General features: G+C 72.4%; 11 protein-coding genes. 2 read left to right on the forward strand and 9 right to left on the reverse strand.

Annotated elements, in window-relative coordinates; translation table 11 throughout:
* Nucleotides 1-15 precede the first annotated feature (15 nt).
* From ACQEWB_RS25595 to ACQEWB_RS25625, 7 genes are all read right to left on the reverse strand, one after another.
* Nucleotides 16-519 carry an RNA polymerase sigma factor gene (locus tag ACQEWB_RS25595; RefSeq protein WP_432844011.1) on the reverse strand — a complete coding sequence of 168 codons (504 nt, stop codon included), beginning with the start codon at nt 517-519 and terminating at the stop codon, nt 16-18.
* 146 nt (nt 520-665) lie between these two features.
* Entirely contained in the window at nt 666-3,278 is a 2,613-nt protein-coding gene (locus ACQEWB_RS25600; RefSeq protein ID WP_432834797.1) for an FtsX-like permease family protein, read from the reverse strand.
* On the reverse strand, nt 3,278-4,039 hold the full coding sequence (locus ACQEWB_RS25605; protein WP_432844013.1) for an ABC transporter ATP-binding protein: 762 nt from the start codon (nt 4,037-4,039) through the stop codon (nt 3,278-3,280). Before ACQEWB_RS25605 ends, ACQEWB_RS25600 begins: the two co-directional genes overlap by 1 nt.
* Nucleotides 4,040-4,067: 28 nt before the next feature.
* Nucleotides 4,068-4,523 carry a hypothetical protein gene (locus ACQEWB_RS25610; RefSeq protein WP_432834798.1) on the reverse strand — a complete coding sequence of 152 codons (456 nt, stop codon included), beginning with the start codon at nt 4,521-4,523 and terminating at the stop codon, nt 4,068-4,070.
* Between the two features lie 131 nt (nt 4,524-4,654).
* Nucleotides 4,655-5,353 carry a response regulator gene (locus tag ACQEWB_RS25615; protein WP_432834800.1) on the reverse strand — a complete coding sequence of 233 codons (699 nt, stop codon included), beginning with the start codon at nt 5,351-5,353 and terminating at the stop codon, nt 4,655-4,657.
* Nucleotides 5,350-6,591 carry a sensor histidine kinase gene (locus ACQEWB_RS25620; protein ID WP_432834802.1) on the reverse strand — a complete coding sequence of 414 codons (1,242 nt, stop codon included), beginning with the start codon at nt 6,589-6,591 and terminating at the stop codon, nt 5,350-5,352. The genes ACQEWB_RS25615 and ACQEWB_RS25620 overlap by 4 nt, the downstream gene beginning before the upstream one ends.
* A gap of 219 nt (nt 6,592-6,810) precedes the next feature.
* Nucleotides 6,811-8,181, reverse strand: coding sequence for a diacylglycerol/lipid kinase family protein (locus ACQEWB_RS25625; protein ID WP_432834804.1), 1,371 nt, complete (start codon nt 8,179-8,181; stop codon nt 6,811-6,813).
* A 293-nt stretch (nt 8,182-8,474) separates the two neighbouring features.
* On the opposite strand from ACQEWB_RS25625, the gene ACQEWB_RS25630 reads away from it, so the two are divergent.
* Complete coding sequence (locus ACQEWB_RS25630) at nt 8,475-8,855, forward strand: hypothetical protein (RefSeq protein ID WP_432834806.1); 381 nt, start codon at nt 8,475-8,477, stop codon at nt 8,853-8,855.
* Nucleotides 8,856-8,942: 87 nt separating this feature from the next.
* On the opposite strand, the gene ACQEWB_RS25635 is transcribed toward ACQEWB_RS25630, so the two are convergent.
* A complete protein-coding gene (locus ACQEWB_RS25635; protein WP_432834808.1) occupies nt 8,943-10,217 on the reverse strand; it encodes a M23 family metallopeptidase in 1,275 nt (424 codons plus the stop codon).
* Nucleotides 10,218-10,584: 367 nt separating this feature from the next.
* On the opposite strand from ACQEWB_RS25635, the gene ACQEWB_RS25640 reads away from it, so the two are divergent.
* The gene (locus ACQEWB_RS25640) at nt 10,585-11,778 is read left to right on the forward strand and encodes a serine hydrolase domain-containing protein (protein WP_432834811.1); all 1,194 of its coding nucleotides are present in this window, start codon (nt 10,585-10,587) and stop codon (nt 11,776-11,778) included.
* Between the two features lie 75 nt (nt 11,779-11,853).
* On the opposite strand, the gene ACQEWB_RS25645 is transcribed toward ACQEWB_RS25640, so the two are convergent.
* Nucleotides 11,854-12,213 carry a hypothetical protein gene (locus tag ACQEWB_RS25645; protein ID WP_432834813.1) on the reverse strand — a complete coding sequence of 120 codons (360 nt, stop codon included), beginning with the start codon at nt 12,211-12,213 and terminating at the stop codon, nt 11,854-11,856.
* Nucleotides 12,214-12,260: the final 47 nt, after the last annotated feature.

A 12,260-nucleotide genomic window follows, 5' to 3' on the forward strand; every position in this document is an offset into this window, starting at 1 on the left:
CGGCGTCTCCCGCTCTCATGTCAGCGCCTTCCGCATCGCGATCCGGGCCCGCCGGGCCCGGGTCTTGACCGTGCCCTCGGGCAGCCCGAGCAGGACGGCGGTCTCCCGGACGGACAGCCCGTCGAGCACCAAGGCCTGAAGTACCTGCCTGAGTTCCGGTGCCAGCCGCCGCAGCGCGTCACCGACGTCCCCGCCGACGGTCACGGCGAGCGCCTCCTCCTCGGCGGCGGGCGCCACCGCGGCGAGCGCGGCGGACGGCGGCGGCTCGGCGTGGTGGGCCCGGCGCCGGAAGGCGTCGACGAGGCGGCGCGCCGCGATCGTCCACAGCCAGCCGACGGCCGTCCCGCCGACCGAGGCCCCCGCGAACGCGCCCGCCGCGCGCCACACCGCCAGATACGTCTCCTGCATGACCTCGGCGACGATCTGCTCGTCGGCACAGCGTCGGCGCAGCCGTACCGCCATCCACGGCGCGGTGCGCCGGTACAGCTCCTCGAACGCCGCGCGGTCACCCGTGGCCACCAGCCGGACGAGACGCTCCTCGTCCGGCTCGCCCGGTGCCTTCCGTAGCTTCCCGACTGATCTCACACCCGCTAGACGCCCGGCCCGGACCGCCGGTTTTCTCTTTTACGTGATCCACGTCACGTGCATGGCGGTGTGCGCGGGCTTCATTCGGCGTCACCCAGGACGCTCATCGGCGTCACGCGGCTCGCGCGGCGGGCCGGGAGCAGGCCGGCCAGTGCGGTCAGGGCGGCCAAGGCACCGAAGACCAGGGCGAGTCGGGCCCCCGGCAGGGCCAGCGGCGCGTTGGCCAGGGTGACGCGGACGAGCAGCCAGGCGTACGGCACCCCGAGCGCGAGTCCGAGGGAGGCGCCGAGGACGCCGTACAGCCCGGCCTCGATGGTGATCGTGCGGCGCAGTGCTCCGCCGCCCAGGCCCAGCGCGCGCAACAGGCCGAACTCGCGGGCGCGTTCGATCGCGGTCAGGCTGGTGGTGGCGGTGACGCCGACGACCGCGATGAGGACGGTCAGGGCGACCAGGCCGAGCGCGGTGACGCCCATCGTCTCGATGGTGGCCCGGCTGCGGTCCCGGTCGTCCGCCAGGACGCTGAGGGTGACCTCGTCCGGGTCCGCGACGAGGTCCCGTATCACCGCCTCGACGGCCCGCTGCGCCTTGCCGCGGGCGGCGAGGCCGGACGTGGCGGCGTCGGCGAGGACGCCGCTCGCGCGCTGGGCGGCGCCCATGCGGTTCAGGTCGGCGGGGACCACGAGGATGTCGGCCTGTCCCGGGCCGTCCGCGGGCAGCGTGGCGGCGACGGTCAGCCGGACCTTCCCCCGGCTGGAGCCGACGGTGAACGCGTCGCCCGCGCGCACGCCGAGTGCGTCGGCCACGCCGGACGAGACGACCGCGCGGCCGGGGCCCAGAGCCGACAGCGACCCGGTGGCGGTGTCGACGTTCCGGCCCGTCGGCAGGGCGTCCGGGTCCAGGTCCGACACCTCGTAGCTGACGTGCAACTCCTTGGGTCCGGCGGCGACTTCGACGGTCCGGTAGGCGGTCACGTGGGTGAGCTCGGGCAGTGCTGCCAACCGCCGTACGATCGCGGGGTCCAGGCCCTTGGTCTCGGCCGTGACCCGGAAGTCGGCGGGGGAGTCGACGGCTTCGGTGCGCTGGTCGTAGCCGGTGAGACAGGCGACGGCGACCAGGGCGCCGGACACCAGGGCGACCCCGAGCGCGACGACGACGGAGACCGCCGCAGCCCGGCGCGGGGTGCCGCCGATGCCGCTGACGGCGAGCCGGCCGGTGGTGCCGAGCCGGCGCAGCGGCCAGGCGGTCACCGCGAGGACGGGCCGGACCAGCAGCGGGCCCAGGGCGATAAGCGCCAGGAAGGCCAGGCCCGCCGAGGCGACGGTGGTCAGCATGCCGAGGCCCGCGTCGTAGTCCTGCTCGCCGGGCTCGGGCAGGTTGCCGAGCAGCAGTACGGCGAGTCCGGCGGCCGCGGCGGCGAGGACGACGCCGACGGTGAGCCGGCCGGCCCCGATCCGGCGTTCCCCCGCGACGGTGCTCGCACTGCGCAGGGCCTGCAAGGGCGAGACCCGGGCCGCCGACAGGGCGGGTGCGAGGACCGCTCCGACGCTGACGAGCATGGTTCCCACGACGACCAGCGCGGCGTCCGTGACGGGCAGGCCCGGCGCCGACAGCCGCTGTCCGGCGAGGACGCGGGCGGCCGTCGGGGCGAGACGGCCGGCGCCCAGCGCGAGCAGTACCCCGATGGAGCCGGCGACCGCGCCGACCAGGGTGCCCTCGGCGGCGAGCGCGGCCACCAACCGGGACTGCGGGGCGCCGATGGCGCGCAGCAGCGCCAACTGCCGCAGCCGCTGGGCGAAGACGATCCGGAAGGCGGAGGTGGCGACCAGGGCGGCGGCCCCGACGGCGACGGCGAGGAACACGGAGATCAGCTGGAACAGCTCCCGCAGATCCCCGCCGACGGCCTCCCGCTCCTCCGCGGCCCGCACGGCACCCCCGTCGACGAGCTTCGCCTTGGCCGACTCCTTGCCCGCCCGGTCGAGCGCGGCACGCACCTGGCCCCTCAACTCGGCTTGCGGGACACCGGACTTGGCGTCGATGTCGATGTGGTCGTAGCCCGGCAGGTCCGCGAAGGAGGCGATGAACGCGTCGGTGGTGTAGCCGCCGGACTGCTGCTCGGCGGTCGCGGCGCTGCGGACCACGCCGGTGACGGTGACGGGGATCTTGACGGTCTTCTCCGCGTCCTCGGGGTCCGGGACCTTCAGGCTCGTCCGGGTGCCGGGGGCGAGCCCCAGTTCCTCGGCGGCCCGGCGGTTCACGGCGAGTTCGCCGGCGCGGTCGGGGTAGCCGCCCTCGACCAGTTCGACCTGCGAGAGCGGTCCGGTGCCGGGGTCGGAGCGGAGCTCCAGCCAGTGCTCGGACGGACCGGCGACCGGGGCGCCGGAGTTGACCCGTCCGACGGCCTCCGCCACACCCGGCAGCGCGCGGATCTTCCGGAGCGCCGCGGCGCTGATGTTGCTCTCCCCGGCCGTGGCGACCAGGTCCACGGCCTTCGGGGTGCCGCGGAAGTTGTCGAGGGTGGTGTTCACGGTGATCTGCTGGGCCATGATCGTGGCGAAGACCACGAACGCGGCCACCAGGACCGACAGCCCCGTCGTCACCAACCGGCCGGGACGGCGCAGGAGTTCGGCGAGCTGCGAGCCGAGCACACCGGCCCGCCACGGGGTGCGGGTGCCCTGCTGCCGGGGGGTGCTCATCAGGCGGCCCTCCCCGGGGCCCGCAGGGCCCGCGTGACGTCGGCGCCGGACGCCGCGTCGACGTCGTCGACGATCCGGCCGTCGGCGAGGACGAGCACCCGGTCGGCGTGGGCGGCGGCGCTCGGGTCGTGCGTCACCATGACCACGGTCTGGCCCAGGTCGCGCACCGAGCGGCGCAGGAAGTCGAGGACCTCGGCGCCCGAGCGCGAGTCCAGGTTGCCGGTGGGCTCGTCGGCGAACAGTACGACGGGCCGGCCGAGCAGCGCGCGGGCCAGGGCCACCCGCTGCTGCTGGCCGCCGGAGAGTTCGGACGGCCGGTGGGACATGCGGTCGCCGATGCCGAGGACGCCGACGAGGTGGTCCAGCAACTCCCGGTCGAGGGGGCGGCCGGTGAGGGTGACGGGCAGGACGATGTTCTCCAGCGCCGTCAGCTGGGGCAGCAGGTTGAAGGACTGGAAGACGAAGCCGACCTTGTCCCGCCGTACCCGGGTCAGTTCGCGGTCGGACATGCCGGTCAACTCGTCGTCGCCCAGGAAGATCCGGCCCGAGGTGGCCGAGTCGAGCCCCGCCAGGCAGTGCATGAGCGTGGACTTGCCCGAGCCCGAGGGGCCGGCGATGGCCGTGAACCGCGCGCGGTCGAAGCCGACCGTCACCGAGTCCAGGGCCCTGATCTCCGCCTGCCCCTGCCGGTAGGTCCTGACCAGGTCGACGGCCGAGGCGATCCGGTCGCGGGTGGCGGAGCCGTCCGTCGCGTGCGCGATGGCCATGAGGTGAACCCCCTTCCCCGGCTCAGGAGTTCAGCGACGGGAAGGCGAGCGTGACCTTGGCGTCCGTGCAGTGGGAGTTGGCCTGGTCCGCGATGTGCACCATCTGCTTCTGCGTCAGCTCCCCGGCCTCACCCTTGGCCTTCGTGGTCACCCACCCCTCGTACTGGGCGATGTTGTAGCCGAGGTAGCCGTCCTTCATCTGCGCCCGACGCGTCTTCGCGGTGTCCTGTGCCCACTGGTCGATGGCCTTCTTGTCACCGGCGGGCAGTTTCTGCGCCCCGTCGATGATCTGCTGCGCCAGCGCGCAGTCGGCCTTCGAGGCCTGGCTGGGCAGATTGTGCTCGTGCCACCAGTAACCGCCGCCGATGCCGGCGCCGGCGAGGATCACGAAGGCGAGCGAGCCGACGAGGACCGCCGTGCGGCGACGCGGGCGGGCGGAACCGGGCACGGTGGAAACAGACGTGGTGGAAACAGACATGGTGGCCTCCGGGAATGCGATGCGATGTGTTTCTCGTACGCATGGAATTCTCGAAAACCGGGCCGTCCGGCACATCGGATCGTGAACTGATCCGTGCACCGCGCGTCTGCCACCGCGGTGGCAGGCGGGGACTACGACCGTGGGCTGACAAGCCCCGAGTCGTAGGCGAAGATGACGGCCTGCACCCGGTCCCGCAGGTCCAGCTTGGTGAGGATCTTCCCGAAGTGGGTCTTCACGGTGGCCTCCGCGATGAACAGTTCGGTGGCGATCTCGCCGTTGGACAGGCCCTCGGCGACCAGGCCGAGCACCTCCCGCTCGCGCAGGGTCAGTTGGGCCAGCCGCTCGTCGGTGCGGTCCGTGGGCGCGAGCCGGCCGGCGAACCGGTCCAGCAACTGGCGGGTGACGCGCGGCGACACGACGGACTCGCCGGCCGACACCACCCGGATCGCCGCCACGACCTCCTCCGGCGGCGTGTTCTTCAGCAGGAAGCCGCTCGCCCCGGCCTGGAGCGCGGCGAACGCGTCCTCGTCGGTGTCGAAGGTGGTGAGCACCAACACCCTTGGGGAATCCGGGCGTTCGCCGAGCCGCCGGGTGGCCTCGACGCCGTCCATGACGGGCATACGGATGTCCATGATGACGACGTCCGCCCGGGTACGGGCCAGCAGCGCGAGGGCGTCGGCACCGTTCTCGGCCTCACCGACGACCTCGATGTCGCCCTGCGCGGCCAGCACCATCGCGAACCCCGCCCGGATCAGCGGCTGGTCGTCCACGACGACGACCCGTATCGGCCCACCGGCGTCCGTCATGCGGTCCCTCGTCCCGTCGCTCATACCGCCGTCCTCACCGAAGCCTCCTTGGCCTCCTTGACGGGGATCTCCGCGTCGACCTGCCACCCCGCGCCCAGCCGCGGCCCGGCGGCGAACGTGCCGCCCGACACCTCCACCCGTTCCCGCATCCCCACCAGCCCGTTCCCGCCGCTCCCGCGGTCCGTCACGGCCCGCGAGCCGGTGAGCCTACCGGCCCCGTCGTCGACCACGCCGATCCGCACGACCTGCTTCTCGAACCGCAGGGTGACCGAGACCCGGGCGCCGGGTCCGGCGTGCCGCAGCACGTTGGTCAGGCTCTCCTGGACGATCCGCAGCACGGTCAGTCCGTCGGCCGTGGACAGCCCGCCCCGCTCGCCCTCGACCACCAGATCCACGTCCAGACCCGCCGCCCGGGCCCGCTCGGCGACCGTCTCCAGGTCGTCCAGCGACACCCGGCGCCGGGCGGCCTCCGTGTCCGCCGCCTCGTCCGGCCCGACCGAGGACCGTCCGGTGCGCAGCACCTTCACGATCCGGTGCATGTCCTCCAGCGCGTCCCGCCCGGTGTCGCCGATGGCCTTCAGCGCCGAAGTCGCCTTCTCCGGATCGGACTTGAGGACGTAACCGGCGCCGTCGGCCTGAAGGATCATCACGGCCAGACTGTGCGCCACCACATCGTGCAACTCCCGTGCGATCTCGGCCCGTTCCTCGGCGGCGGCGAGCCGCACCAGGTGCTCGCGCTCCCGCTCGGCGGTGGCGGCCCGCTCCTCCAGGCTCGCCACGTACAGCCGGCGCGTGCGCAGCACCATGGCGGTCAGCCAAAGGGCCGAGAAGACACCGCCGTTGATCGCCAGGTTGACCAGGTCGACGTACTGGTCCCGGGCGCCGGGCAGCCCGAATCCGCTCTCCAGCACGACGCCGAACAGCAGGATCGCCCCCGACGCCCAGATCTGCCAGGTCCGCCGGGCGTGGGTGACCACCGAGACCATCGCGATGAGCAGCGCCGCGTCGTAGGCGGCGGCACCGGACGACAGCGGCTCGGCCGGGTACTCGGCCAGCAGGTACTGCACGAGCGCCAGCCCGGCGACCACGGCCATCACGGCCATCGGCCACCGGCGCCGGAACAGCACGGCCAGCGCCATCGACCACCCGATGGGCTGGTCGTAGAACATGTCGTAGCCGTTGGCCGTGCAGACCACCAGCACCGCGAGAGCGATGTCGTACGCCGTGTGGACCCACGGCAAGGCCAGTATCCGGCGCACCATGCGCCACAGGCTACGGCACCGGTGCGCGACGACAATTCGGCAATTCCCGCGCGGCGGAACGCAGTTGCCGGACAATTCAGCCGCCGTGGGATCGCCGACGGTGCGGTCGAAGTGCCGGCGCGGCGTCGTGGCCGTACCCATGCCGGTGGCTGCCGCAGCGGGGTGTTGCCGGTCACCGCCCGCACGGTCGTCGTCGACGTCGGCCACCGGACCGGGACTTCATCGTCGGGCCCACCGGTTTCGGGGGAGCGCGGTACGCCCGACCCGTGCCGCCAGTTTGCGCAGCCGGCGCCAGTCCAGGGCCGGCTTGGCCGCCGGTACGCCGGGACGGGTGCGCGGCACGCGTGCCCGCAGGGCTCCCGGCTCGACGCGGCAGCGGACGGGGGTGGTGAGCATCAGGGCCTCGCCGTCGACACCGACCGCGATGGCGTCCTGGTCGGCGTCCACCACGACCTCCCGCGCGGTGGCCGAGGTGAGCCCTTCGGCCTGGCGCCCGCGCAGCAGCCCGACGGCCTGGGCCGCGCCGTCCACTTTGATGCCGAGTACGCCGAGCACCCCCAGATCCATCCGCTCGCGTCTGCCGAGACCGGCGATGTCGTCCATGCGGTAGGGGTTGTTGCTGACGAGGACCGCCTGGGGCGAGTCGAGGACGACGCCGGCGGGGTCGGCCGTGCCGGCGAGATGCGCGGTGAGCCGGGGACCCTTCTCCCGGGTGAGCAGTTCGGGCAGCAGATCCAGCGTCGTACGCACCTTGTCGTCGCGGTATTCCGCGCTCTGCACGATCGCGGCGTACGCCCCGAACGACGCGTTGTTCACGAAGGGGTTGCCGCCCGCGAAGCCGAGGTCGACGCGGATCTCGACGCCGTCGGTGAGCGCGTCCAGGCAGGTCGACGGGTCGTCCCGGTCGAGCCCGAGATCCATCGCGAAGTGGTTGCGGGTACCGGCGGAGATCACCAGGAAAGGTATGTCGTGCTCCGCCGCGACCGCCGCGACCAGCGCCTGCGTCCCGTCCCCGCCGGCCACGCCGAGCAGGTCGGCGCCCCCGGCGATCGCGTCCCGTGCGACGGCGGCGACGTCCTCCGGGCCGTCCGGCCGGGCGGGGTCGAGCAGATGCACCCGGGCGCCCAGCTTCTCCGCCTTCGCCGCGAGCCCGAACCGCTCGACCTTCCCGCCTCCCGACCGCGGGTTCATGATGAGGAACGGCCGCGCGGGAGGCGGCGTCTCGTACTCCACGACCCGTACGACCTGCGACTGCGTGCTGGACAGCGCGAACCTGCCGGCCCACACGGCCAGCCCCCACAGCCCCAGCAGCAGGAAGAGGAGCCAGAGCAGATGCGCCGCGACGAAGAGTGCGATCGCGGCGGCGGGGGCGGCGACGGCCAGCCCCACCGCGGCGGTCCGGAACCACCCGCGGCGGGTGAGCGCCCACCACACCGCCACCAGACTCACGGCGACCGACACTCCCCCGGCCGCCACGAGCGCCACTCCGCCGGACGGAGCCGTTCCGAGCGGCGCGATCAGTGCCAGCCCCGCACTCGTCAACGAGACCCGCGCCGCCCACCGCTGCCGCGCGTGCGCGCGCTCGTCCATTCCCCGGCCCGTCCCCGGACCGACACCCAAGCTCATCCATGTGCGCACGTACGCTGCTCCGCCTTCCAGGACATGCTTTCGGGGCATGTGCCGTCTGTGATCCGGACGGAAGCGGATCCTGCCAGTCAGGGTCCCCGAGCGGGGCGGTCGAGGCGAAATGGTGTAGCCCGCTACACCATGGCCTCGGGAGGGCACACCCTCGGCGGGCCGGGCGGGAGACGGGATCGTAGTGAGCGGATCGAAGAGGGATCCGCCCACCGCCCCGCATACGCCGTGCCCGAGAGGAACATCCCATGGCCACCGTCAAGAAGTTCGTCGCCGACCTGATTCTCTGGAGCTTCTTCGCCGTGGGCCTCGCGGCGAGCGCGGGCGGAGCGGGAGCCGTCTTCGACGGCACGGCCAAGACGGCGGCCACCATCGGTGGTGGCGTCGTCGCGCTCATCGCCGGCTCGCGGATCACGAAGAAGCCGAAGATCAAGGCGTTCCTGGGCCGCCCGGGCACCCTGTGGTTCCTGTTCCTCTTCAACGGCGGTACCGCCGCGGCCCTGTACTTCACCATGGACGGGGCGAAGGGCATCATCGGTGCGGCCTGCATGGGCCTGGTCTCCCTCGGCGCCCTGGGCGGCCTGATCGCCGGCCGCCGCGCCCGCCGCGAGGCGGCGCTGCCCGCGTAACGGCGACCACCCCTCCGCCCCGAACGCCCCGAAGCCCCGAAAGCGAGAGCCCGCCCACTCATCGGCCGGGCTCTCGCTTTCGCCTGCTCAGAACTCCAGTACCTCGCGGTCGAGCGGATACCGCGCCTGGTGACGGCCCTCGTACGGCGAGGGCGTGATCGGCAGGACGCCGGTCGGCTGCACGCCCATGTTGTCGTCCCAGAGCCGGGGTTCGACCTGGCCGAGGACGCGGAACTGCCGGAAGGTGAACGGCGGGCTGTCGGTCGGGAAGAACTCGGCCGTGGTCATCACCTGGAAGTGCAGGTGCGGCGTGGTCGAGTTGCCGCTGTTGCCGATCAGCCCGAGGACCTGGCCGCTTTCGACGTGATCGCCCTCCCGAACCCTGAGCGAGCCGGGTTTCATGTGGGCGTAGAGCAGATAGCGGCCCGGCGCGACTTCCACGGTGACGTGGTTGCCGACCGTGTTCTCGATCGGCGGGATGGGCGGCGTGAGGGGCGGCGTGTTGTCCGGGACCCCGTCCTGGACCTCCACCACTCGGCCGCCGGCCGAGGCCACGACCGGCTGCCGGTAGCTCAGGTAGCTGGTGAGCCGAGCGGGGTCGCCTTCCCAGGTCTGCCCTTGCCTGCCGACCCGGTACCAGTCGATCGCGAAGCGCTGCGGCACGTAGAAGCGGCCGTTGATCGGGCCGAGGCCGCGCCGGTGGTGGGTGTTGCCGCAGCACGACTCGCTGGCGTACCAGGTGCCGGGGCGGACCGGCGGGTCCAGGTTCAACGGCGGGGTGCGGCCGGTCCGGGTGGCCTGCACCGTCTCCTCGAACGCGGAGGGGCCTGAGGGGACCAGGACGGCACCCGAGAGATGGTGTTCGAGGACCTTGGGCACCGGCTGACCGCGGTCGAGGACCAGGTCGAGCCAGATGATCCACTTCTGGGAGCCCTGGATGACGGTCGGTGTCGGCCCCGGGGGCGCCGGGGTGTACGCGTCCGCACCCGGCAGGGGGTCGCCCACCGGATTGGCGGCGTCGGCCAGCGCCTGCCCGCTCAGCGAGCCGACGACCCGGTGCGTGTGGGCGTCTCGGACGTCGACACGGTCGAGCCGCACCGGCGTGCTGCTGGAGAGTGCGTTCGTGGTGAGCAGTTCGTACGAGAGGTGCGTCCTGCCGTCCGTGGCGACGAACGGCGTCGGTTCGGTCATCACGGCCGCCGTCAACGGCGTGAACTGTGCGCCGGGCGCCGCAGTGGCCGCGCCGGCTCCGTGTCCCGGTCCCGCCGAGGCCACCAGCATGCCGGCCGCGAGCACGGCAGCGGCGAGCCCGCGTAGTAGCGGGCGGCGGCCAGTGCGGTTGCGAGGGTCGCGCTCTGCCATTGCGCTCTTTCATTCGTCGGATCCGGGGCCATGGAGGACGCCGGCACGCCCCGCGCCGAGACGCAGACTCATATAATCCGGCGGCGCGTCGCTCCGGTCGGAGGTCGCCGGACTCGGCCGCCGAACTGCACCCGTCCAGCCGCATCGACCACCGGCTCCCCACCTCACGGGCGCTTCGGGGCGCTGCACGTATGCGCAGGCGCGCAGGTGGTCGCGTGGCGTTTCGGGGTCCGGAGTCGTCCGACGTAGATCAGCCCGGGGCCTGTGGGAGTTCTCCGCGGAGCAGGCCCGAGGCGTTCGGATGAATGATCGCCGGGGGGCGGCGTGGCGCTGCGGGCAAGGACCCGGAGGAACTTACCTGGAACGCATGTGCATCCGGACGGGCCGAACTGCCCTGCTCAGCATCGCCATGGTCATCTCTGCCTGCGCGGCGGCCGCTCTGCCCCCGATTGCCACTCCCGCGGCGGCCGTACCGGTTCCCAGGGAATCCGTCGCCGCGTCACAGCCCTGGGAAGCGACCGCGGCGAAACTGGACCGGGTGATCCGGCGGACGGCCGCCGACGCCGGTGTCCCCGGAGTGATCGTGGGCGTCTGGAAGCCCGGACAGCCGCGCTACGTGCGGGCTTTCGGCGTCGCGGACACGAAGGACCGCGCCCCGATGCGAACCGACCTGAACATGCGGATCGGCAGCGAGACCAAGACCTTCACCGTCACCGCGCTGCTCCAGCTCGTCGACCGCGGCAAGGTCGGCCTGGACGACCCGATCTCCGCGTACGTCCACGGAGTGCCCGACGGGGAGCACATCACGCTGCGTCAGCTCGCGAACATGCGCAGCGGCCTGTTCGCCTACACCAAGGACGAGGACTTCCAGCACCTGCTGGCGACCGAGCCGCACCGCCAGTGGTCGCCGCGTGAGCTGCTCCGCATCGCCTTCGAGCACCCCAACCTGTTCCCCCCGGGCACGCAGTTCGACTACTCCAACACCAACACCGTGCTGCTCGGCCTGGTTGTGGAGAAGGTCACCCACCGCCCCCTGAGGAACGTGATCCGGCACCTGATCACGCGGCCGAGCGGCCTGGACCACACCTTCCTGCCCAAGGCGGCGGAGTTCCCGCGGCCGCACGCCCACGGCTACACCGACCAGACACCGGACGGCACGGTGGCGGATGCCACGCACTTCAACCCCAGCTGGGGCTGGGCGGCCGGCGCGATGATCTCGAACCTCGACGACATGCGCTCCTGGGCGGAGAACGCCGCGACCGGCGGACTGCTGACCCCGCAGACCCAGGCGGAGCGCCTCGACGCGCAGCCCACCGGAGCGCCGGGTGACGCCTACGGGCTGGGCATCGACATCAACCACGGGTGGATCGGCCACGCGGGCTCCCTGCCCGGCTACCAGAGCCTGACGGTCTACCTGCCCGCCCAGAAGGCGACGATGGTGATCCTGCTCAACACCGACATCCCCTCGAACGGCGAGAATCCCAGCACCCTGCTCGGCCGGGCCATCACCCAGGTGATCAGCCCCGGCAACGTCTACGGCGACGCGTCCGACCAGAACTGACACACGCCCGAGGTGACGCGGGCGAGGACATGCTGAAGGTCTGAACACTCGATGGTCCGACAGCGCGGTGCGCTGTCACGCAGTCGGACACTCGCCTTCGGGGTCTGGCGTGAACCAGTGGCCGATGTTGGTCCACGTGAAGCCCTCCTGCCGGGCGGGCTTGCCGGCCACCCAGCTGAGGAGTGCTTGCAGAACCTCGTCCTGCGACTCCGCCTGTGTCTGGTAGTGCTCCGCGGGAACGCCGTCGCGGTACTCGAGCTGGTAGGTGTCGTGGTCGCGGAACCAGACCTGGATGTACCAGTGGCCGTCCTGGCTCTCGTCCTGCCGCTCAAGGATGAGGTGATCGCCCTGCTCCAGGCCGGCGAGCATCGTTCCTATGGCCGGCTCCGAGGGGCTCTGCACCACATCGCCCCGGCCGTTGGTCGCAATCAGCATGGGCAGAGCATGACGGAAGGGTCTGACACTCGGGTGCGCGGGGAAGT

The sequence above is a fragment of the Streptomyces sp. CA-249302 genome (assembly GCF_050936785.1).
In the GTDB taxonomy this organism is placed as follows: domain Bacteria; phylum Actinomycetota; class Actinomycetes; order Streptomycetales; family Streptomycetaceae; genus Streptomyces.